Raw genomic sequence first — 24,338 nt, forward strand, 5'->3', positions numbered from 1 at the left:
GGAGAAGACATGTTACAGATTATTTTGACACTTGCGATTTTTGTGATATTGGTCATTCCGATGGGAAAATATATGTACCATATCGCAACAAAACAAAAGACTTTTGCGGATAAAGTTTTTAATCCGATTGATCGCTGTATTTATAAGGTTTGTGGAATTAAAGGCGAAGATATGGGATGGAAGAAATACGCATTGACCTTGCTTTTGGTAAATGCAGTTATGGTATTTGTAGGATATGCAATTTTAAGACTACAAAGCATCCTGTTTTTAAATCCAAATGGGATTTCAAATATGGAGCCGACACTTTCCTTTAATACGATTATCAGCTTTATGACGAATACAAACCTGCAGCACTACTCAGGAGAAAGCGGTCTTTCTTATGTGGCACAGATGTGTGTCATTATTTTTATGATGTTTACATCAGCGGCAACAGGTTATGCGGCATGTATGGCATTCTGCCGAGGACTGGCTGGAAAGAAAATTGGAAACTTCTATGAAGACATGATAAGAATTACAACAAGAATTTTAATTCCAGTATCTTTTATCGTTGGTTTATTATTGGTAAGCCAGGGGACACCACAGACATTACAAGGGAACTTTACAATTGAGACTTTGGAAGGAAACTTCCAGGATATTGCAGTAGGACCGGTAGCAGCTCTGGAATCTATTAAACACCTGGGAACGAATGGTGGTGGATTCTTCGGAGCAAACTCAACCACACCATTTGAAAATCCTACGGTCATCAGTAATATGATTGAAATGTTATCTATGATGATTTTACCAGGGGCTTGTGTTGTAACTTTTGGACATATGCTTCACGATAAAAGAAAAGAGAAAAAAGCAGAGAAAGCTGCCATGAATGTACAGGTGTTGCCGGAAACCGCCCAAAAGAAATTGATTTTTGGACGCCAGGGTGCAGTTATCTTTGGAGCAATGGCAATTATCTTCCTGATCGGACTTACTATTTGTTATAATTCAGAAATGGCAGGTAATCCCGTGATTCAGGAGATGGGTATAGACCAGAGCCAAGGCAGCATGGAAGGAAAAGAAGTACGTTTTGGCGTTCCGCAATCAGCATTGTTTACGACGGTAACAACTTCTTTTACAACCGGTACGGTTAATAACATGCATGATACGTTGACTCCGCTAGGAGGATTAGTTCCACTGCTACATATGATGCTTAACTGTGTTTTCGGTGGTAAGGGTGTTGGACTTATGAATATGGTCATGTATGTCATTTTGGCAGTATTCATTTGTGGCCTTATGGTAGGACGAACACCGGAATACCTGAATAAAAAAATTGAAGGAAAAGAAATGAAGTTGGTTGCAATCTGCATTCTAATTCATCCACTTCTGATCCTTGGATTTTCAGCATTGGCAGTGGCAGTTCCAGCAGGGCTTGAGGGTATTACCAATCCTGGCTATCATGGACTTACTCAGGTACTATATGAATTTGCTTCTTCAGCAGCGAATAATGGTTCGGGATTTGAAGGTTTGGCTGATAATACAGCATTTTGGAATATTACTGCTGGTCTTGCAATGTTCTTTGGAAGATACATTGCGATCATCGCACAGCTTGCGATTGCTGGATCTATGCTGGCTAAGAAAAAAGTCAACGAAACTGTGGGTACGCTGCGTACCGATAATGTAACTTTTATGATTATTCTTGTGTTTATTGTATATATTTTCGCTGCTTTAACCTTCTTCCCGGCATTAGCCTTGGGACCGATTGCAGAACATCTGTCGATCTGGATGTAAGGTACAGTGAAAGGAGAGAAAGAAATGGCTAAAAATAAGAAGACAAAATTTATTACCAAGGATATTTTAAAATCATCCATTATAGGATCTTTTCAAAAACTGGATCCTCGTTATATGATAAAAAATCCGGTCATGTTTGTCGTAGAAATTGGATGTTTCATCACACTGTTATTGACTTTTGTACCGACCTTATTTGGAGGAAGCGAGCAGTACAGGATTTATAATGGGATTGTAACAGTAATTTTATTCATAACAGTTCTATTTGCAAACTTTGCGGAATCCGTTGCGGAAGGGCGAGGAAAAGCTCAGGCTGCATCTCTGAAGAAAACAAAGCAGGATACGAAAGCAAGAAAGTTGCTGCCGGATGGAACAGAACAGATTATCAATGCTTCTGAATTGAAAAAAGGTGATTTGGTTCTGGTAAAAGCAGGAGAACTGATTCCGAATGATGGAGAAGTCATAGAAGGAATCGCTTCGGTAGATGAATCTGCTATTACTGGTGAGTCTGCACCAGTGACCAGAGAGGCAGGCGGTGATTTTTCCTCTGTAACAGGCGGTACGACAGTCGTATCGGACTGGCTGAAAATCAAAATTGTAGCAGAACCGGGAAAATCATTCTTGGATAAAATGATCTCCATGGTCGAAGGTGCATCTAGGCAGAAAACCCCCAATGAGATTGCACTGAATACATTGTTGATTGTATTGACTCTTATATTTTTGATTGTAGTTGTAACCTTATATCCGTTTGCATCTTATCTTGGTGTGAAGATACCTATTTCATGGGCGATTGCACTGATGGTGTGCTTGATTCCAACAACTATCGGAGGCCTTTTGTCGGCGATTGGTATTGCTGGTATGGATCGTGTTACCAGATTCAATGTTATTGCAATGTCTGGTAAAGCAGTCGAAGCCTGTGGTGATGTGGATACCATGATTTTGGATAAGACAGGAACAATTACATATGGAAACCGTTTGGCAGCTGAGTTTTATCCAGTGAAAGGCGTCGAAAAGGAAGATTTGATTGATTATAGTGTGATGTGTTCCCTTATGGATACAACACCAGAAGGAAAATCAACGGTAGATTTAGGTAAACAGATGGGATGCGTATTAGACGAACAAATTACAGATCAAATGCAGTTTGTGGAATTTACAGCTCAGTCTAAGATGAGTGGTGTGGATCTGCAGGATGGAACGGTTGTAAGAAAAGGTGCTTTTGAAGCAATGAAAACTTTTGTAAAAGAGAAGGGTGGAAACATTCCGGAAGATTTACAGGAGATTGTTACGAATATTTCCAATTTAGGCGGAACACCGTTAGTTGTTTGTGTAAATGAAAAAATCTTGGGTGTGATTTATTTAAAAGATACTGTAAAGCCGGGATTATCCGAACGATTTGAACGGCTTCGAGAAATTGGAATCAAAACAATCATGTGCACAGGTGACAACCCATTGACAGCAGCTACTATCGCGAAAGAAGCTGGAGTAGATGGTTTTATAGCAGAGTGTAAACCAGAAGATAAGATTACAGCCATCAAAAAAGAACAGGCAGAAGGAAAGTTGGTAGCCATGACAGGTGATGGTACTAACGATGCACCAGCACTGGCTCAGGCAGATGTAGGTCTTGCAATGAATTCTGGTACACAGGCAGCGAAAGAAGCAGCTAATATGGTTGATCTAGATTCCGATCCGACTAAGATTTTGGAGGTTGTTGAAATTGGAAAACAGCTTTTGATTACAAGAGGTTCGTTGACAACATTTAGTATTGCAAATGATATCGCAAAATATTTTGCGATTATCCCAGCCATGTTTACGATGGTGTTGCCTCAGATGCAGATCTTAAATATCATGCATTTGGCAACCCCGGCGAGTGCGATTCTTTCAGCTTTGATTTTTAATGCAATCATTATCCCGGGATTAATTCCGATTGCCATGAAAGGTGTAAAATATAAACCGATGAAAGCAGAAAAAATGTTATTGAGAAATATGGGCATTTTTGGTTTGGGCGGTATTGTTGTTCCGTTTGTAGGAATTAAATTGATTGATTTACTTGTTGCTCCATTGTTGGCTCTCATAGGAATGTAGGAGGAATAGAAAGATGAAAAAATTTGGTAAAATGGCAGGAAAAGCCTTGATATTCTGTGCTGTAATGATGTTGCTTTGTTCCTTTGCTTACCCGCTGGCTCTTACAGGAGCCAGCCAGCTGGCAATGAAAGAAAAGGCAAATGGAAACCTGATTGATAAAGAGGGAAATCCTACGACGGACAGTAAAGAAGCGGTGGGTTCTGCTTTGGTAGGACAGGAATTTACAGAAGATTATTATTTTCAGGGAAGACCATCTGCAGTAGGATACAATAATTATACAGAGGAAGAATTGAAAAATGGTGAATACAGTGGTGTTTCTTCTGGCAGCTATAATTATGGGAACTCCAATCCGGAGTTGGAAAAGAGAATCCAAAAAGATTTGGATGAGTTTTTAGAGAAACACCCGGGAGTGAAAGCAGAAGATGTGCCGTCTGATCTGCTTACTGCCTCCGGTTCAGGATTAGATCCTCACATTTCACCGAAAGCAGCTGAAATCCAGATTCCGTATGTGGCAGAGAATTCAGGGTTATCAGAAGAAGAAGTGACAGAGATTGTAGAAGAGAACACGGAACATAAGGTACTTGGAATTTTTGGCGAGGAACGAGTTAATGTGCTAAAATGTAATCTGGCGGTTGCCAATGCTATGGGAATATTAGAGTAGGATATTTATGGAAACGAAAGAATATGAAAGACCGGATTCGCAGCAGATTCTTCGGAGAATTCAGCTGGAAGAAGAGGAAAAACTGAAAAAGACAAAAGGAAAACTGAAGATTTTTTTAGGATATGCAGCAGGATCTGGAAAAACGTATGCGATGCTGACGGCAGCACACGAAGCAAAGAAACATAAGATTGATGTAGTAGCTGGATACATAGAGCCACATGACAGACCTGATACGCAGGCACTTGTGGAAGGCTTAGAAACGATAGCACCAATGGAAGTTGTGTATAAAGGGGTAAAACTTCGGGAATTTAATTTGGATGCAGCATTGAAACGAAATCCAAGATTGATCTTAGTAGATGAACTGGCTCATACCAATGTGAAAGGATGCCGAAATGAAAAGAGATACCAGGACGTAAAAGAACTTTTACGTGCTGGTATTGATGTATATACAACGATGAATGTTCAGCATTTAGAGAGCCTAAATGATATTGTAGGAAGTATTACACACATTAATGTGCGTGAAAGGGTGCCGGACAAAGTGTTTGATCATGCGGATCAGGTAGAGGTTATTGATATCGAACCGGAAGAATTGATCGAACGTATGAAAGAGGGAAAAATCTACGCACCGTCACAGGCGGAACGTGCCCTTGGGAATTTTTTTCGGAGGGAGAAGCTGGTAGCTTTGCGAGAGATTACACTGCGAAGAACTGCTGATCGAGTAAATCATATCGCAGAAGAAGAACGCTATGCGATGGGGGAGATGGACTATCACACAGGAGAACATGTTTTGGTTTGTATTTCACCTTCACCGTCTAATACAAAAGTAATTCGGACAGCTGCACGTCTTGCTTATGCCTTTCATGCAAAATTCACAGGAATTTATGTGGAAACGTCTCAGATGCAGGAAGCCGATGAAAAAACAAAATCTGTAGTAAAAAGCCACATGGATTTAGCGCGGGCATTAGGGGCAGATGTTGTGACTGTTTATGGGAATGACATTGTGGACCAGGTTGTTGAATATGCCATTGTGGGAAATATATCAAAGATTGTTATGGGGCGTAGCAGAAAACAATGGATTTTCAGGAGAGGTCGTCTGGAAGTTTTGGAACAGTTGACCTATCGTGCTCCAAATATTGATGTGTATATTATTCCGGATATAAAAAATGCAGGATATTTTAGAGAAGGAAAAAAGAATAGAAAAAAAAGAGAAGAATCTAGCAGGACTGTTCTGAAAGAATTGGGAGAGATTACTGCAATCATGGCACTTAGTACTTTAGTTGCATATGTATTTCAGTGGCTGCGACTTTCAGAATCTAATTTGATTATGGCTTACATTGTTGGTGTACTGTTATCTTCTTATGTGGCTGATAAAAAAATATATGCTCTGTATTCTGCCCTACTTAGCGTATTGTCTTTTAATTTCTTTTTTACAGAGCCGTATTTCAGCCTGAAAGCATATGATAGAGGTTCTCCGGTAACGTTTGTCATGCTGTTTGCAGTGGGATTTTTTATGGCTTCAATGACCAGACAGCTAAAATCACAGACAAGGGAGAGTGCAAAGAAGGCATATCGAACGGAAATTTTGCTGGAAAACAGCAGAAAACTCAGACGTTGTAAATCGAAAGAAGAAGTCTGGAAGCAGGTAGCAACGCAGGTTGTAAAACTTTTAAATCTTTCTGTGATCATCTATCCGGTAGGAGAAAAAGGGAATTTAGAAGAGCCACTATTATTTCCAAAAAAAGATATGGAAATTTCAAACCTGAAAAAACTTATAAATGAAAAAGAAAAGGCAGTAGCACAGTGGGCTGTTTCCAACAGACACAGGGCAGGAACCTGTACTCATACCTTACCGGATGTAGATGCTATGTATTTGCCAATTCAATCCACAGAAGAGGTAAAAGGTGTAATGGGAATTTTATTGGAAGAGAGACGGCCTGTGAAAGATTTTGAATATGGACTTTTAATTGCCATGTTGAATGAGACCGGAGTAAAACTACAGGATACCTTTTGTAAATGATATGTCGGCAATAATAAAGAAAGATATTAAGCAATAGAGGATAAAAAATAATAGAGGACAAAGTAGAGAGAGGGAGTTCTACTTTGTCCTTTTTAGGTGCCCGCCGAAACTGAAAAAAGGAGATATAAATTTAATCTCATTTTTGTTTTGAGTTTGAAATTTATATAGAATTGTTCTACTGTTTGTGGTAAAATAATTGAAAAAATCAGACAATAAGATAAGCGGAAAAAACTAAAAAAAGTATATTTTGTCTATTTTATGTAAGAATTTTTGAAAACAGATCCTAATAATATCATAAAACAATGCCAGATAAAACATTATCAGGATGCATGACAGGAGGAGTGAACATGATGGAACTTATGAAATTAACGGAAAGAGTATATTATTTACCGTATGATCCGGAAAAAGGAAGACCTCTGTTGGGATATATCGTAGGGCAGGATTATTCTATGGCAATCGATGCAGGGTATTCACGGTCACATGTCAATGACTTTTATAATGCAATCCAGAAATGCGGATTTCGAAAACCGGATTTTACAGTACTTACCCATTGGCATTATGCCCATACTTTAGGTCTGCGAGCAATAAGTGGTGTTTCTGTTGCACATGAAAAAACAAATGCATATTTAAAAGAAGAGCAGAAAAAAGCAAAAAATGAGAATTATATTGATATTCTAAAAAAGGAAGATGCTTATTTTGCAAAAGAATATGAGAATAGCAATAAGTTAGAGATTGAATTGCCAGATATGGAATTTACGAAAGATTTTCAGTTAGACTTAGGAGATGCAGAGGTATATATTTTTCGTTCTGTTTCAACGCATACAGATGATGCTGTCTGTATTTATATTTCGACAGAAAAGGTTCTTTTTCTAGGGGATGCAACGAGTGAAGATTATTACAATGACGGGTATATGGATAGGGAAGAATTATCAGCAGTTATTCACATGATAGAAAAAATAGATTGTAAGTATTGCATTTTAAGCCATTGCGAACCATGGGAAAAAGAAGAATTACTCCCTTATTTATATCATAAATTGGAGAATCCGATTTTTACATCCAACAATACTGCCATAAAGAAATAAAGTTTTAGGGAGGAGGACAACGATGTACACTATTATTTTTATTGCGTTATTATTTATAATCGTAAATTCACCTGCTTATATTAGAAGACAGCTTATGCAACAGATTGCCGATGACAGTGCTAAAGCAAGAGATAATCTTCAAGTATCACAAGTAAACTATTTATCAAAAATAGAATGGCTCCGTTTTTATCCATTAAAGAAATTTTTACTATAGGGTGTTTTAAAAATCCCCAAATACGTGCTATTCCGGTTAGTGATTCTACTCCTTATACACTAGAGCTTTTATGGATTAAACGAGCAGGAGAGCCTCTTTCTCAGACGGAGAAACAATTTGTTCAACATCTGTATCATAAATTTAATATAAAAATGCCAGATGAGCTTCTTCATTCGGACATAAGTGATACAGTAATATAGTCAAATGGACTTTTATTAGGAAGCATTTGTCGTTGTGAAAATTTCGGTATCTAATAACAGAGTGTATTAAAATAAATAAAAACAGTGGCTATATTTTGGCTGGAGAATGTGAAATGAAAAACAGAGCAGATATAACATTATTGTTTATATTTGCTCTGTTTTTAAGAAGAAATATAATGAAAACATTTATAAAGGAATTTTTTTGCATCGTAAAATAGTTAGAAATAGGGTATATGTGCGAATAAATGAAAAGGAACATAATCTTTATGGAATCTTAATACTGAAGAGATATATTTTTTCCTTTCTTTATGCGCGTTATTATATTATAAAGATTGAATAAAGATAATAAAGGAGTTTCTGTATTATGGGAGTGGTGTTATCGAAAAAGAAGCTGACATCGTTTCAAATTATTATTATGGGGTTTTCTAGTGTGATACTTTTAGGAACATTGCTTTTGATGTTGCCTATTTCATCTAAAACAGGAGAATTTACATCTTTTGCGGATGCATTATTCACTTCAACCTCAGCGGTATGTGTAACGGGATTGATTGTGTTTGATACGGCTACATACTGGTCACTTTTTGGACAATTTGTGATTATGTTATTGATTGAGATTGGTGGTATGGGAGTTATAACAGTAGCTGCATCTTTTGCCATGATTGCAGGTAGAAAGATATCTCTAATGCAGAGAAGTACAATGCAGGAAGCAATTGCAGCACCAAAAGTAGGCGGAATCGTAAGATTGACTATTTTTGTAATAAAAGCAACGCTAATGATTGAACTACTTGGTGCAGTTGCCATGTCCCCTGTTTTTTGTAGAGATTTTGGAATTAAGGGGTTATGGATGGCATTGTTCCATTCGGTTTCCGCTTTTTGCAATGCAGGATTTGATTTAATGGGGGTGAAATCACCTTTTTCCTCTTTGACACTTTATGCGGGTGAACCACTGATAAATTTTCCGATTATGTTATTGATTATAATAGGCGGAATCGGATTTTTAACGTGGGATGATATTCGTGCAAATCGTTTCCATATTCATAAATATAGAATGCAGAGCAAAGTAATTATTAGTACAACAGCCATTTTAATTTTGGTGCCAGCTTTGTATTTCTATTTTTTTGAGTTTTCAGATCTTGGGTTAAAGGAACGAGTTCTTTCCTCTTTGTTTCAATCAGTTACTCCGAGAACTGCGGGATTTAACACGGTTGATTTAACGTCAATGAGTGAAGCAGGACAATTTATTACAATTATTTTAATGTTGATTGGTGGTAGTCCAGGATCGACAGCAGGTGGTATGAAAACAACAACAATTGCTGTATTATTTGCGATTGCGATTGCAACTTTCCGTCGAAGAGAAGATGCGAATTTCTTTGGACGCAGGATGAATGGAGATGTAATTAAAAATGCAGCAACTGTTTTTCTGATGTATATTACCTTGTGTGGAGCAGGAGGACTTATCATTAGTATTGCAGAAGACCTTCCGATTCTTACGTGCTTATTTGAAGCTGCATCGGCTGTGGGTACAGTAGGACTTTCTCTTGGGATTACGCCAGGGTTAGGAATGGTATCAAGAGTGATATTAATTGCATTAATGTTTATTGGAAGAGTAGGGGGATTGACATTGATTTTTGCTGCTTTGTCAGGCACACATCACCATGTTTCAAAATTACCACGAGAAAAAATTACAGTAGGATAAAAGGAGAAAAAATATGAAATCGATTCTTTTAATTGGCTTAGGAAGATTTGGAAGGCATATAGCAACGCATCTGGATCAATTAGGACATCAGGTGATGGCAGTAGATAATTCAGATGAACGGGCAGAAGCTGTTTTGCCAATTGTGACAAATGCTCAGATTGGAGATAGTACAAATGAAGAATTTTTGGAATCCTTGGGAGTTCGAAATTATGATGTATGTATCGTAGCAATAGGACATGATTTCCAAAGTTCTTTAGAAACAACTTCATTGCTGAAAGAAATGGGTGCAAAACTAGTTGTTTCCAGAGCAACGACAGATGTGCAGGAAAAGTTTTTGCTGCGTAATGGAGCAGATGAAGTGATTTATCCTGAAAAACAATTGGCAAAGTGGGCAGCTATTCGGTATAGCACAGATCACATTTTAGATTATATAGAATTAGATTCAGATCATACTATGTATGAAATTCAGGTTCCAAATGAGTGGGTAGGAAGATCTATTGGAATGATTGATATTCGAAAGAAACATAAAGTTAATGTGATCGGTATTAAAGAAGGAGGAAAACTGAGACTTACAATTTCACCGGATACCGTATTGGAAGCAGGAGAAACAATGCTTGTACTTGGAAACAATAAAGATTTGCAAAAATGTTTTCACATATAATTAAAAATGGGGTGAATTTATGACAGACTTCCTATTGGCAGTAGTAATCATAATATTTGGTGTGCTAGGGTTCTTTTTAATGAAAAGAGTTGATCGTTTTTTAGAAAATAGTAGAAAAGAGCAAGTGAAATTGTTGGAGTCATCAGAACGCTATCTGAGAATTGGAACTGCAAATCCTTATGTGATTGATGCTTGCGCAGAAGCTTTTGAGAAATGCGAAAAAAAGTTTCCCAATTCCGAAGTACAATTTTATAGTGGAATTGAGGAAAAATTAATAGAAGCGTTAATGGCACATAAATTAGATTTGGTATTTTTACCAGAAAATAGTGTTGTGAAAATGGATACGGATTGCCGTTCAAAAGCAATAGAATTATCTTGTGCTTCTACTATAATGTCAGAGGCTAGTGTAACTGTTGAATTGGTTGGGGAGAAAAAAAGCAGATTGAAAGCATTTTGGGAACGAGATCATAAAGAGCAGGTGATTGTTGAATTCTTGAAATGCTTAGATGAAATATCACATTATATTTAAATAAGAGAGAAATATAAAAGTATATCATGAATCAATAAGAAGCGTTTTAAAGAGAGGAGTATGAGAGATGGCTGAAAAAAAACAAGAGCCGGATAGATTTCTGCAAGAGTTTCACGATGATATACATAGAAAAAATCAGGGAAAAGTAAAAATTTTCCTAGGGTATGCAGAAGGGACTGGAAAAACTTATGCGATGCTTCAGGCTGCACATCAGGCAAAGGAACATGGCATTGATGTGGTTGCAGGGTATATTGAAACACATAATTCTCCACAGACAGAGTTGCTGCTTGAAGAATTGGAACAGATTAAACTTAAGCAGGTATCTCTTGGAGATACTACTGGTTTCGAATTTGATATTGATACTGCATTAAAAAGAAAGCCCGGTTTAATTTTACTTGATGACTATGCGCATACGAATATTGGAAACAGTCGTCATTTTAAGCGCTATCAGGATGTTCAAGAATTATTAAATGCGGGCATTAATGTTTATACAACAGTAAACGTTCAACATATTGAAAGTTTAAATGATGTAGTGGCTGCAATTACAGGAATATTAGTAAAAGAGCGTATTCCGGATTCTGTATTTGATAAAGCAGATCAGGTAGAATTGGTTGATATAGAACCAACAGAGCTATTAGAGAGAATGTCAGGAAAGGCTGTTTCTTCAGATAACCAGAAGAGTAACAATTTTTTTACCTTAGAGAAATTAACGGCATTACGTGAAATTGCATTGCGCAGATGCGCAGATCGAGTGAATCTGATTACAGAAAATGCAAGGTTACAAAGTAAAAGCGATTACCATACAGAGGAACATATTTTAGTATGCCTATCTGCTTCACCTTCCAATGCAAAAATCATTCGAACGGCAGCGAGAATGGCACAGGCGTTTCATGGGACGTTTACTGCACTTTTTGTTGAGACTCCAGATACGAATCCTATGGCAGAGCAGGATAAAGTCCAGTTACAAAAAAATATTCGCTTGGCACAACAATTAGGAGCTGCTGTTGAAACTAGTTATGGAGATGAAGTACCAGCACAGATTATTGAATTTGCAAGACTTTCTGGCGTTTCTCAAATTGTGATAGGTCGTAGTACTGTTGCTAAAAAAAGAATGTTTGATAAGCCGACGCTAACGGAGAAATTGATAAATAGTGCTCCGAATTTGGAAATTCATGTAATTCCAGATACAAGTACAGGTGATTATTACCAGGAGAAAAAAAGAAGGATTAAGCTTGATATGATGCCGATAAGTGACATCATAAAAAGTATTGCTGTGTTAATAATATCAACCATAATAGGGCTGGGATTTGATACATTAGGTGTTACCGAGACTAATATTGTAGCGGTGTATATTTTGGGGGTTCTAGTGATTTCAGTTATCACTACAAATCGGTTATGTGGATTTTTGGCTTCGGCTGTATGCGTTTTAGTCTTTAATTTTTACTTTACAACGCCTCGTTTGACATTTATGTTTGATGATTCGAATTATATTGTGACATTTTTGATCATGTTCATAGTGAGCCTTTTGGCGGGAACACTTGCAGCAAGACTAAAGAGAAGCGCAAAACAGGCAGCACTTGCAGCATATAGAACAAAAATCCTGTTTGAGACAAATCAATTGTTACAAAAAGAAAATGATGAAGAAGCGGTTGTTCACGCAATGGCAGAACAGCTTATGAAATTGCTGAAGAAAGATTTAGTCGTATATTTGTCGGATGGAAATACCCTTAAAGAACCTACTGTGTTTCGAGTGGATGGAAGTAAAAAGAACGATTTAATAACGGAAGATGAAAAAGCAGTAGCAATCTGGGCTATGGAGAATAATAAGCATGCAGGAGCTACTACAGATACTTTGTCTAATGCAAAATGCTTATATTTAGCAATCAGAGTAAATCACCATGTTTATGGAGTAGTAGGAATTGCTATGGATGGGTATCCACTTGATGCTTTTGAGAACAGTGTTCTTTTGTCAATTCTTGCGGAATGTGCATTAGCTCTGGAAAATATAAAAAATGCAAGAGAAAAAGAAGAAGCAGCGGTGTTGGCTAAAAATGAGCAGTTAAGAGCAAATTTATTACGAGCAATATCTCATGATTTACGAACGCCCCTTACATCGATTTCTGGAAGTGCCGGAAATCTGATGGCAAACTATGCGAAAATGGATGATGAGATGCGTAGACAAACATTTGCGGATATTTATGATGACTCTATGTGGCTGATTAATCTTGTGGAAAATTTATTGGCAGTTACCAGGATAGAAGGAGGAAAGGTCAATTTAAATCAGACAATAGAATTGATGGATGAAGTAATCGCAGAAGCATTGAAACATATTAATAGAAAAGGAAAAGAATATAGTATAAAAGTTGATAGTTCAGAAGAATTGATTCTTGCTAAGATAGATGTGAAATTAGTGGTGCAAGTAATTATTAATCTTGTGGATAATGCGATAAAATACACACCAAGCGGTTCTATGATCCATATACATACTAAAAAACAAGGTAAGTGGGTAGTAGTTTCTATTTCAGATAATGGACCTGGTATTCCAGATGAGCAAAAAACCAAAATATTTGATATGTTTTATAGTGGTGCAAATAAAGTCGCAGATAGCAGAAGAAGTCTTGGACTTGGATTGTCTCTCTGTAAATCAATCGTAACAGCACATGGGGGAATGATTTCAGTATCTGATAATCAGCCTAAAGGTACAATATTTACATTTACATTACCAATCGGGGAGGTAAAATTATATGAATAAACCATTGATTTTAGTTGTGGAAGATGACACATCAATCCGTAATCTTATTACAACAACTTTGAAGACGAATGATTATCGTCATGTAGTTGCAATGAATGGGAAAATGGCTCTTATGGAAGCAACATCTCATAGACCGGATATTGTTCTTTTGGATTTGGGATTGCCGGATATGGATGGGATCGAAGTGATAAAAAATATTCGTTCATGGTCTAATATGCCTATCATTGTTATCAGTGCGAGAAGTGAGGATAATGATAAAATAGAGGCACTGGATGCTGGTGCTGATGACTATTTGACAAAGCCGTTTTCTGTTGAAGAATTGCTTGCGCGTATTCGAGTAACGCAGCGCAGAATATCTTTAATGACTGCGGAAATGATGGTAGCAAATTCTGAGTTTGTGAATGGTAAATTAAGGATTGATTATTCTGCTGGATGTGCATTTCTTGATGATAAAGAAGTGCATCTGACACCGATTGAATATAAGTTGCTGTGTTTACTTTCTAAAAATGTGGGGAAGGTTCTGACTCATACTTTTATTATGGAAAACATTTGGGGAAGAAATTGGGATACGGATATTGCTTCTCTGCGTGTGTTTATGGCAACCTTGCGGAAAAAATTAGAACCAACAGAGGATTCACCACAGTATATTCAAACGCATATTGGTGTAGGATACCGGATGATAAGAGTGGAATAAAAAATTGCTGTGGGAAAATGTTAAATGTTGAATTTTGTATGGCGGACAGGAAACTTTCTTGTCTGCCATATTTTATGCTTATAAAAATGTTGTGAATAAAAAATGTGATATGATGAAGAGAATATAATATATTTGGTTTAAGATGAAAAACATGCAAGCATTATAAAAGAAAAAATATTTAATGATATATGTGATGTTTTGTGGTGTCGTAATTCGGGATAAAGATGCGACACTTTTTTTCATTTGTGAAAATTAAATGTTCATACGTTATATCTGACAAGAGAATACGTTCACCGCCATGCTCTGATTTGATTTCAATAAAAATCAGATCGGAGGAAATGAAAGGTGACGTTTCAGAAAGCAAAAGAAGAACATAAATGGAAACAATGGAAGGAACAGGAAGAAAAAGTTTTACGAGAATCTGGTATGAGTGAAGATAAGATTGCATATCTTCGTAAGTTAGATTGGCAAGACTTTAATGCAGAAAGAAGATTTTGGGATCATTATTCATCAGATCAAGAAAAACTATATACGCAAAGAAAAGAAGAAACTATGAATTTACTGAATAGTGAGCAACTACTGGATCATATTGCAAATAAACAACTGTGGGAAATTCTGAGAAATACAGATCCTAAAACAATGGAGATAATACTTATGAAAATCTGGGGATTTACTGTAAAGGAAATATCGGAATATCTGCATTTGCCAGAGAAAACTATTTATACAAGAATGAGTCGGTTGAAAAGCAAAATTCAAAAGTGCTGTGCTGAGATAAAGAAAAGCTAATGTAAAACGCAGAAATAAAGAATTTTATGAACTGATTTATAGTGGAAAGTCCCAAGCATTTTGGCTTGGGATTTTCTTGGTTTGTGACCATGGGCGAGTCCTAAAAAAGCACGCTACGGACACAAGAAAGCCATTATTGTTCTCTGTCGTATGATTCTGACTGTTATTTGGTACATACTCACAGAGTTAAAGGCATATATGCCAGAAGGCTTTCTTGATTCACGTCCTTTGAATAAATCTAAAGAGTACAAAGCATCATCAATGGTGGCAAGACTTTTGATAGGTCTTTTTTCCGTAGTTGGTAATCAAGAGGAAAGAAGCAAAAGTGTGCATTTTCAAAGACAGAAAAAGATTAAGGGATATGCTGATTTTTGTTGTGAAAAATATATGGAATTGTTATAATAGGGGTATGCAGAAAGCTATAAATTAAAGTTGTAGGAATGATAAAAAGGGAAAGAATATACAGTTGAAATGGGGGCTAAATCATGGAACGAAAAACGATAAAAACAGATAATAATAAAATACAATTTACCAAAACATCAACAACTATTACTCCTGACGATGGATTTGTTAACGAAAGAAAACTAGGCCATATAAGACATTTTGGCGAATCCAATTATATCAAAGGTCATGCGAGGTCTGTTTCTTTTTCAACAGACGACCCTAGAGTTACTAAACCTGTTCTATATATCACGATTACAATATTTATAGTAATAGGCTTAATATTACTCTTTACTGATGCTTGGTTTATAGGAATAGTTTGTTTAGTTATGACTTTTTTGACATACCGTAGTAACCGCCAAAGCATTCGAGAAAAAGAAATAGAATACGCAAAGAAAGGGAAAGATACAACAATAGATTCATTAAATGAAGCTAAAGAAATACTTTCTGAACTAAATGAAGAAATAAAAGGTAGTTTTAGGGAGTCAGGTGAGTATATAAAGGAACATAAGAAGTAAAAGAACGGTATTTTGCAAATAAAGTTCAAAAGTTTAACAACTTCATATCTATACTTATAAAGCAGTTAGTCTTTTGATATGTGCCCAGAATTCTGGGTACATATCACTTTCGGATTAGCTGTTTTTTACTTTTATATTAAGTGAGATTGAGAGAATAAAAATGAAAAATTTAAAAAGGTGAAGAAAAATGGCATATCCTATCGGCTATATATATGAAAGGGGTAAATACCTTATGTTCTTTGACAACCGCATATCAGCATTACAGGTACGTTCCCAAAGATAGAAGCGTGACAGTATAAGCGCCAGGACGGATGGGGACAAGCACTGCAGGAGGATTATGACAAGGTCTGTACCAAGACTAGGGCGGATCATTTCGTGAGAAAACTGTCAGTGCCTGTTCTCATTCTGAGCGAGTCCTTATAGCTGTGAATGGACTTTTGCAGGTCTTTCGCCAGGATCATCTGCGGGGGATAATGATACGAATTTCTTCCCAAAAGGAAGAGGATGGACTCTAAGTTGTAATCAGCAAGACTTTCAGAAAATCTGCGAGCGATGCGAAGCGAAGCATCCGCCTGTAATGTTCCCTGCCATAGATATGGTGCGGCAGCCGGGGAGTCGAGGACAAATACGGTGCTAAAGAAAAAACGATAAGAAATCAAAAAAGAGTGTGTCGTTGATATCAGATATATGCGGCTGTGGGAAATCCCACAGCCGTATCCTTGTGGTATTAACGTCATGCGGAAAGAAGAAGCAATATGTTTTACAAAGTTGAATATCAAAAGAGGGCGCATCAGGAAGTAGAGAAGATTTTCCGGGTGCTGCTTCCGGAACAGGGATTGGCGGTCAGGGAAGAACAGATCCGCTTGTGCCATGAAATGTTAGATACCTTGCTGGGAGAAAGAATTGCACTGTGTGACGCAGGGGTAGGAATTGGCAAGACGTACGCTTATCTGGTAGCCTGCGTACTATTGCGGAAGTATTCTATGTTGACAGGAAGAGGAAATCCGTTGGAACAGCGTCCGGTGGTGGTGTCCACTTCCAGCATTGCATTGCAGAAAGCCATAGTAACAGAATATATTCCATTTTTATCCAGGGTGCTGTTGGAACAAGGCATGATCCAGTCTCCTCTTCGGGCAGTGGTGCGGAAAGGAAAGGAACACTTTGTCTGTGACAACAGGCTGGAACAACGAATCGAGGCAATCCGCCATAAACAGAAGAATGCTGCCCAAAAAGAAGCACTACTGTCTTTGCGAAAATATTATGATATGGATACCGTAAAGGATTTGAGTGGGTTTGATAGAAGGCTGGTGTGTGTGCCGAAGTTCTGTCCAAGGGAATGTCCGGGTAGACAGATGTGCCGCTATCAGAGGTATCTGGAAGAATCCAAGAAACAGGATGTGTTCCTGCAAATCTGTAATCACAATTATTTACTGGCAGATGCGTATCACAGAGCAGAAGGGTATAAGCCTTTATTGGCAGATTATCGGACATTGATTGTAGACGAAGCCCATAAGTTACCGGAAGCGGCAAGGCAGATGTTTGGGAAAAATCTGAGTATGGATGATATCCGGGAAATGGCATATTATCTGGAACGGGAGCATCAGAAAGAAGAGGCGAGAATCCTTCGGACAGTGGTAGGGGATGCGCTGCGTGTTGTCGGAACAGAACAGCGGATCGGAAAAGGAATCAGGGAAACATTTCAGAATACAACAAATAGTGTGGTTTCCCTGTGGGAAGGTGTAGAAATGCTGGAATTTCTTTTGGAAAAATTAGAGCGAAGTGTTCCGAGGTGGATACGGAACCGGCTGGAAGAGGCAAAGGATGTGCTGGAGTGTTTTTGCAGCAGCGATGAGAAATATGTCCGTTATTTGCGGTTGGATACAGAGCAGATTCCCGTTCTATGTGCGGCCAGCCGGGAAATCCCAGGATTGCTTCGGAAGATGCTATGGGATCGGGAAGAAGGAGTATCCGCTATCTTAACCAGCGGAACACTAAAAGCAGGAACAGGCTTTCTGCGCACTCGGCAGACCACCGGGCTGGAAGAAAGGACAGGCGTGCAGGAATATGTGGCAGAGTCCCCCTTTTCCTACGAGAAGAACTGTCTGTTATACTTGCCAAAGACACTGGAGCATTGCAGGAGAGGAAGCCGGGAAGAGGCAGTGATGGTGGCAAACCATATCCATTCCCTGATCTGTTCTACTTACGGGCATACGCTGGTACTGTTTACTTCTTACACATTGATGGGAAGTGTGTATCAGATTTTAAGAGACAGCCTGCCCTTTCCCATGGTGGAAGTATGGAGGCATTCCCAGGAAGAGATCCTGCGGTTTAAGACAATGGAGAATGCGGTGCTGTTTGCAGCCGGCTCCTGCTGGGAAGGGGTGGATTTTCCAGGGGATATGGTGTCTTCCCTGATTATCGTGAAGCTGCCTTTTGCAGTGCCAGATCCTATCAGCGAGGCGGAGAAAGAAACCTATGAATCATTGGAAGATTATATCCAGGCGATTATTGTGCCGGATATGCAGAAGAAACTGCGGCAAGGGTTTGGACGTGCCATCCGGACAGAAACAGATACCTGTGTGGTTTCTATTTTAGATTTTCGGGCTGTAAAAGGCGGAAAGTATCATGAAGATGTGATGTGTGCCCTTCCACCCTGTCCGATAGCAGAAGAGTTGGGAGAGGTGCAGGATTTTATACGCAGCCGGAAGGGTGTGGAATATTATCTATAACAGAAGAAATTCTTGTTCCAGCCTTGTTGCTTGTGCTTCATTTTCAGGCATTTTTATAGGAAAAGTTTAGTACAGTTTTAGAACCCTTTTGCGAGGGATTGTTGGTATTGATGAATAGACGTTTTGACATGAAGTGGGTATAATGTGTATAGCGTTAGAGGAAAGGACGGTGAATGGATATGAGAGCATACGAAGTAGAAATGATCAGAGATGGAAAAGTGAAATATTTCTTCATTCGGAATATGGAAACAATGGAGATAGAACTCCTTCCGACAAGATTTTTAACACATAAGACGCGTGCTCAAGAGTCTCCAAACACCGTAGGAAGTCTGGCGAGATCCATCTGTTACTATATGAACTTCTGCGATGGCAGACAAATGGGATTTACAGATGTCTGCCAGATGGATTATGAAGCACAATTTAATCATTTCACAGATTTCCTGCAATGGCTGAAAGCGGGAAACCATACAAAAAATCTGAAGAAAACGCCAAGAAACAGAACCTGTAACACATATCTAAAAAATGTGTTCGGGTTCTTTTCCTTTTTAGAAATGGCAGAAGATCAATTTGGACCTTTGCAGGTACTCTCTTATGGCACGATCCATGTTGCGAATAGTGTGGGAGTGAAGCGAAGGTTAAGGTTTCGATCCTTTGCAGGATATTTGAAAGAAGAAGAACGGGAAGTCCGGGCTGCAGAGAAAAATGAGATCGTGTCTATTTTAGAAGCGTGTACAAACTGCCGGGATCAACTGCTGATACTGATGGCGTCGGAACTGGGATTTCGGATTGGAGAATTGCTGGGAATTGATTATACAAAAGATATCGATTATGAAAACCATTCTGTCAGAGTCTACTTCCGAGATGACAATGTAAACGATGCTAGGGCAAAGAATGCAGAAGAAAGGACGGGCAGATTAAGTACAGATACCTATGATTTCCTACTGTTTTATATTTCTGAATATTGGGACATTCTTCAGCATCAGAATTACCTGTTTGTCAATATCACAGGAGATACAGAAGGGAAACCGATGAAGGTGGCGAGCGTGTATGATATGTTCCATCGAATGGAAAAAAAGACAGGAATTAAGATCACGCCTCATATGCTACGAAGATATTTCGCTAACGCAAGATGGGATTCCGGCTGGCCGCTGGAACTTGTCAGTCAGTCTCTTGGACACAGACATTTAGATACAACGACCAGATATCTGAATTTAATGGATGACAAGCTGAAGCAGGCGAGTACGGAATTCTATAACAAGCATTCTGCTTTATATGGAGTGCAGGAATTATTATAAAGAATCGAGGTGATACAAGATGCCAGTGCTTTCCATACAGACATGGGGATTACCACAGCAAGGATTGACCGAAGAAGAACAAATCCAATTGCATAAGGAACTGGAAAACTGTACAGAGGTGGTAGGAACTATCCGGAATAGTGTGGAAAGCTATATGAAAGAAAAGGCAATCCGGCACATAGAAGAGTTGGACTATACCCATCGGCAGGAATACGAGAGCTGGCTGAGTCCCGAATTGACTCATGGAACAAAGGTAAAATATCTGACAGGTTTTGATTGGATCAAACGCCATGCAATCCGAGAAAAAGCAAATTCGCTACTGGGAAGAAACCAGAAGATACTATATGAAAATAAAATATGGTTTCTTCTATATTATCCAGATCAGGAAGTGGCTTCCCGATTTAACAAAACTACGGATAAAAAAGCACTGGTATGGGATTTCCAACAAAAGAGTCCAGAACGGATGAAAAGACAGATTTTTCAGAGCCTGCAAAAACTGATCGCAGATGATTATAGCAACAGTTACAGAGCAGAGAAATTAGGACATCTAAAATATTTTTATAACTTCTGTTGTGAAAGAGGGATCGAAGATATTGAATATCTGGAAACGGAGGACGAGGCGGCATTCCGGCAATATCTGGAAGAACGGAGAAAGAAGCCAAATCGCATCATTGATTATTGCAGGGAAGTGGTATTTACAGAAGCGAAAGAAACCAATTGGGATGCAAATGTGTGGTATCTTTCCAGATTCTGCTTTGAAAAAGAAAGAGTGAACCAAAGCAATATGGTGCGGACGATTACTTTTCAGACAGTAAGGCATTTGCAGAATAGGAAGTTGCTTCAGGAGTATATGAAGTATGGGGTTGGACTCTCCACGTTATCACTGAGTAGCCTTCGGGAAGAATCACATTATATACAAGGATTTCTGGCTTATTATAATGAAACAGAATTTAAGGATGCCAGAAAACTGACAGGAGAGAAAATTGATATTTTCTTTAAATATATAGAAGAAAAAAAGATACATCCGAATACTTTTAACCGCTATGTGAAAGCTGTCGATCATTTTTATCAGTATCTGTTGACACGATATCAGGTTAAAAGAATCCCTTTTCATAAAGAATATTACTTAAAGGCAGAAATATATAGACACCATGATCGTTCAGTCGAAGAAGTGGTATCCAAGGAAATATTAAAGAATCTGAAATATTTCCCGGAAGAGATCCGGTTGATGTACCTGCATCTCTGGGCAGTGGGAATGCGGATCAGCGAAGTATGTACGATCAAGGCAAAGGAGTACTACAGACAGGACGATGATTATTGGATGCAGATTTATCAGGTGAAAATGAGGAATTATAAACGGATTCCCATACCGGAAGCATTATACAGGCTAATGCAGGTATATATCAAAAAGAAACGGAGAAAGCCGGAAGATTATGTCTTTCAAAACCAGAAAGGCGGTGCATTTTGCAGCTCCACATTTCGATGCCGAATGAAAAAGCTGTGTGAAACATACCAGATAGGAGATGGAACATATATGTTCCAGGCACATGGGTATCGGCACACACTGGCTACTGTATTTTATGATGAGGGAGTGCCGCTTCAAAGTGTGAGGGATTATCTAGGGCATGCCTATGAAGAAATGACACAGCAATATATAGATTACATGCCACGCCGGATTGAGGAAGCAAGCAAAGCATATTTTAAGGAAACAGATAGTTCACTGGCAGTTGGATTGAAAGAGAGGTGGAAGCATGGAGGAAGCCATAGACATAAGGACACTACAGTGCTACCAAAAAGCGACTGAAGAACAGCGAGAAAAAAATACCAGTAAACGATATTTTGAAATAGGGAAACTGCCAACTTTAAAACTTCAAGAAGAATGGGGCATCTATATTAGACACTGCGGAGAAGTAAAATCTTTAAGCAGCGTCCAACAGGAAACGGTATATTTCAAACGGGTGTGTGAATTTATAAATTGCCTACGGGTAGAGAGTATGAAGGAACATACAAAAGAAGCGTGGGGACAGCAGTTTGAAAGCTGGGTTTCATCACAAGGATTGAAAGCGTATCGGGAATCCAATAAAAATAAAAACTGGAGAGAACGAACACCTATCATTTTATACTTTTTGCATATGCTGGATTTTATTGAATCAGAAATGTCAGGACAGAGAATCTACTTCAAAGAATTGGTATGTTATCAAAAAGCCAGTGAGGAGGAACGTAAGAAGTGTGGACGAGATCCATACTTTGATCTGAGTTTACTGCCAACGGAACAGTTTCGGGAGGAATGGGCTGCCTACATTAGAGAAAGTGCCAGAATTTATACACTGGGAACATCATTCCAACATCGGGTGTATTATAATCAAATCTGTAGATTTTTAAACAGCAGAATTGTTTGTGCAGAAAGTATGCGTGAGCAGTCAAAAGAGAAATGGGAGCGTCAGTTTAAACGATGGCTGATGACAGAAGGAATCCAGATAAACAGAAAAAGTCCAAGCTCATATAGTAAAGATGGTATGACCAGGAATCCTAATATTTCTTATCTGCTGCGGATGCTGGATTTTACTTATGCGGATATGTGGAAAGATGAGACAGAAAAGGATGTCTGGGAATTAGAAAACCTTTCCATTGAGATAAAAAACAATCCAATCAAGAAATACAAAACATTGAATTTCACAAATATCCGTCAGTCCGATATGAAAAATGAAATAAAAAAAGGAATTTATCTACTGCTTCAAAAGGAAGCAATCGCTACGGTTTCAAAGGAAATGACCGCAGGAAAACGCTTGACGGAATATCTGTATAAGAAACATCCGCAAATACAATCGTTTGGAGAGTTAGACAGAGACATTTTTGAGGAATACCTGATCCATTTGAAAACGGACAGGACAAGAACAAAGTCACTGCATGCGGAACTTACAAGATTGCGGGCATTGCTGGAAGCGGTTGGAAAAACTTATAAGTACCCTGTTTTGGAAAATCTGATCATTAACAGAGATATTCCACCGACTGCAAGAGCAGAATTCAGAACCTATTCTGATGAGGAATTAAAAAGACTGAATGCAGAAATCGTAAAAATGAATGAGCAGATAGCCAGACTAATGATCATACATCAGATGCTTGGAACACGAATCTCAGACACACTTACCCTTCGGACAGATTGCCTTAGAGGGAAAACGGGAGACAGAGTAGTTCATATCCGACAGATGAAAACACACCCGTATGAGAAGCCTGTCAGTGAAGAAGTGGCAATACTGATCGAGCGATCCATACAATATACAAAGGAAAAATATGGAGAGACCGAATACATTTTTGTGAGGGATTCCGATCCGTCTTTACCAGCACAATATAACTGGATACAGACACAGGTTGTACAGATGATACGGGAGAAAGACTTGAGGGATGACTATGGAAGATTATTCGGCTTCGGAACACATATGTACCGCCACTACTATGGTGTAAAGCTGACAGAAATGCATCTGGATGACTGGACCATCGCAAGATTGCTGGGACACAGCAGCGTTCACAATGTAAAATATTACCGTAAAATGAGCAATCAGATTCTGGCAGATGAAACAAGAAAAGTACGAGAAAGGTTATCGCAGATGATCTTGGAAAATTTAGATGGATGGGGCGAGGAATATGAACAAGTACGATACGATGTTAGCTGTAAATAAGAAGAGAAATAAGAGAAAAATTGATACAGCGAAGAAAGAAATTTATAAAATGCTGGAAAATGGAGAAAAAGTCACCGTAACAAAGCTGATAGAGCAGACGGGTTTATCGAGAGGATTTTTTTACAAAAACGAAGAAGTACGAGCTTTGTTAGACCGAGCAGTGGAACAGCAGGCGGGTATGGTAAGTCCCAAGCGTTACATAGGCAATATCGCACAAAAAAGAAAAATTGAGTTATTAGAGGAACAGAATGAAAAGCTGTTAAAAGAAATAGCAGCGTTGCAGGAAGAAAACAATAGGTTAAAAAAGGCACTTGGAAAACGTGCATTGAATACGATTAAAAATTTGTAAAGAATGTAAAATAGCAAATTCTGGATGGCAGACGCAAATATATGCGTCTGTTGGTCTTTCATATAAATTTTACTTTGATTTAACAAACTGGTGGTAGTCGATTTTACATGATTTTCGTACAATGGTATCACAGCAGTAAAATGTAATGTTGTGAAAAAAATGAAGAAAAGATAGAAGGTATGAAAAGCAAAATGAGAACA

Annotated in this window: 19 protein-coding genes; all 19 read left to right on the top strand. The window is 38.3% G+C overall.

Translation table 11 applies throughout. The features are described from left to right. Positions 1 to 9 precede the first annotated feature (9 nt). The 19 genes from BN3282_RS04110 (at position 10) to BN3282_RS04200 (ending at position 24,138) form a co-directional block, all read left to right on the top strand. On the top strand, positions 10 to 1,758 hold the full coding sequence (locus BN3282_RS04110) for a potassium-transporting ATPase subunit KdpA (protein WP_059066823.1): 1,749 nt from the start codon (positions 10 to 12) through the stop codon (positions 1,756 to 1,758). Positions 1,759 to 1,782: 24 nt separating this feature from the next. Further along, entirely contained in the window at positions 1,783 to 3,837 is a 2,055-nt protein-coding gene (gene kdpB / locus BN3282_RS04115) for a potassium-transporting ATPase subunit KdpB (RefSeq protein ID WP_059066824.1), read from the top strand. A 13-nt stretch (positions 3,838 to 3,850) separates the two neighbouring features. Next, positions 3,851 to 4,498 (top strand): potassium-transporting ATPase subunit KdpC, encoded by a 648-nt coding sequence (kdpC, locus tag BN3282_RS04120; protein ID WP_059066825.1) that lies wholly within the window; start codon positions 3,851 to 3,853, stop codon positions 4,496 to 4,498. Positions 4,499 to 4,505: 7 nt separating this feature from the next. Next, on the top strand, positions 4,506 to 6,515 hold the full coding sequence (locus tag BN3282_RS04125) for a DUF4118 domain-containing protein (protein ID WP_059066826.1): 2,010 nt from the start codon (positions 4,506 to 4,508) through the stop codon (positions 6,513 to 6,515). 347 nt (positions 6,516 to 6,862) lie between these two features. Beyond that, positions 6,863 to 7,597, top strand: coding sequence for an MBL fold metallo-hydrolase (locus BN3282_RS04130; RefSeq protein ID WP_242866582.1), 735 nt, complete (start codon positions 6,863 to 6,865; stop codon positions 7,595 to 7,597). Positions 7,598 to 7,619: 22 nt separating this feature from the next. Further along, a complete protein-coding gene (locus BN3282_RS04135; RefSeq protein ID WP_059066827.1) occupies positions 7,620 to 7,811 on the top strand; it encodes a hypothetical protein in 192 nt (63 codons plus the stop codon). A gap of 564 nt (positions 7,812 to 8,375) precedes the next feature. Further along, complete coding sequence (locus BN3282_RS04140) at positions 8,376 to 9,707, top strand: TrkH family potassium uptake protein (protein WP_082667456.1); 1,332 nt, start codon at positions 8,376 to 8,378, stop codon at positions 9,705 to 9,707. Between the two features lie 13 nt (positions 9,708 to 9,720). After that, the gene (locus BN3282_RS04145) at positions 9,721 to 10,368 is read left to right on the top strand and encodes a potassium channel family protein (protein ID WP_059066828.1); all 648 of its coding nucleotides are present in this window, start codon (positions 9,721 to 9,723) and stop codon (positions 10,366 to 10,368) included. A 34-nt stretch (positions 10,369 to 10,402) separates the two neighbouring features. Beyond that, positions 10,403 to 10,897, top strand: coding sequence for a hypothetical protein (locus BN3282_RS04150; RefSeq protein ID WP_242866583.1), 495 nt, complete (start codon positions 10,403 to 10,405; stop codon positions 10,895 to 10,897). Between the two features lie 67 nt (positions 10,898 to 10,964). Then, positions 10,965 to 13,649, top strand: a complete 2,685-nt coding sequence (locus BN3282_RS04155) for a sensor histidine kinase (RefSeq protein ID WP_059066830.1) — start codon at positions 10,965 to 10,967, stop codon at positions 13,647 to 13,649. Continuing rightward, positions 13,642 to 14,343 carry a response regulator gene (locus BN3282_RS04160; RefSeq protein WP_059066831.1) on the top strand — a complete coding sequence of 234 codons (702 nt, stop codon included), beginning with the start codon at positions 13,642 to 13,644 and terminating at the stop codon, positions 14,341 to 14,343. Before BN3282_RS04155 ends, BN3282_RS04160 begins: the two co-directional genes overlap by 8 nt. A 345-nt stretch (positions 14,344 to 14,688) precedes the next feature. Beyond that, a complete protein-coding gene (locus BN3282_RS04165) occupies positions 14,689 to 15,129 on the top strand; it encodes a sigma factor-like helix-turn-helix DNA-binding protein (protein ID WP_059066832.1) in 441 nt (146 codons plus the stop codon). A gap of 198 nt (positions 15,130 to 15,327) precedes the next feature. After that, positions 15,328 to 15,531 carry a hypothetical protein gene (locus tag BN3282_RS15180; RefSeq protein WP_182440483.1) on the top strand — a complete coding sequence of 68 codons (204 nt, stop codon included), beginning with the start codon at positions 15,328 to 15,330 and terminating at the stop codon, positions 15,529 to 15,531. Between the two features lie 83 nt (positions 15,532 to 15,614). Next, a complete protein-coding gene (locus BN3282_RS04175) occupies positions 15,615 to 16,088 on the top strand; it encodes a hypothetical protein (RefSeq protein WP_059066834.1) in 474 nt (157 codons plus the stop codon). A gap of 755 nt (positions 16,089 to 16,843) precedes the next feature. Then, entirely contained in the window at positions 16,844 to 18,817 is a 1,974-nt protein-coding gene (locus BN3282_RS04180; RefSeq protein ID WP_059066835.1) for an ATP-dependent DNA helicase, read from the top strand. Between the two features lie 179 nt (positions 18,818 to 18,996). Further along, positions 18,997 to 20,112: a tyrosine-type recombinase/integrase gene (locus BN3282_RS04185; protein WP_059066893.1), complete on the top strand. Its 1,116-nt coding sequence runs from the start codon at positions 18,997 to 18,999 to the stop codon at positions 20,110 to 20,112. 19 nt (positions 20,113 to 20,131) lie between these two features. Then, positions 20,132 to 21,916: a tyrosine-type recombinase/integrase gene (locus BN3282_RS04190; protein WP_059066836.1), complete on the top strand. Its 1,785-nt coding sequence runs from the start codon at positions 20,132 to 20,134 to the stop codon at positions 21,914 to 21,916. A 190-nt stretch (positions 21,917 to 22,106) separates the two neighbouring features. Next, a complete protein-coding gene (locus BN3282_RS04195; protein WP_242866584.1) occupies positions 22,107 to 23,789 on the top strand; it encodes a tyrosine-type recombinase/integrase in 1,683 nt (560 codons plus the stop codon). Continuing rightward, entirely contained in the window at positions 23,755 to 24,138 is a 384-nt protein-coding gene (locus tag BN3282_RS04200; RefSeq protein ID WP_059066837.1) for a DUF6262 family protein, read from the top strand. The genes BN3282_RS04195 and BN3282_RS04200 overlap by 35 nt, the downstream gene beginning before the upstream one ends. Positions 24,139 to 24,338 lie beyond the last annotated feature (200 nt).

This window comes from Mediterraneibacter massiliensis, from assembly GCF_001487105.1.
Taxonomy (GTDB): Bacteria; Bacillota; Clostridia; order Lachnospirales; family Lachnospiraceae; genus Mediterraneibacter; species Mediterraneibacter massiliensis.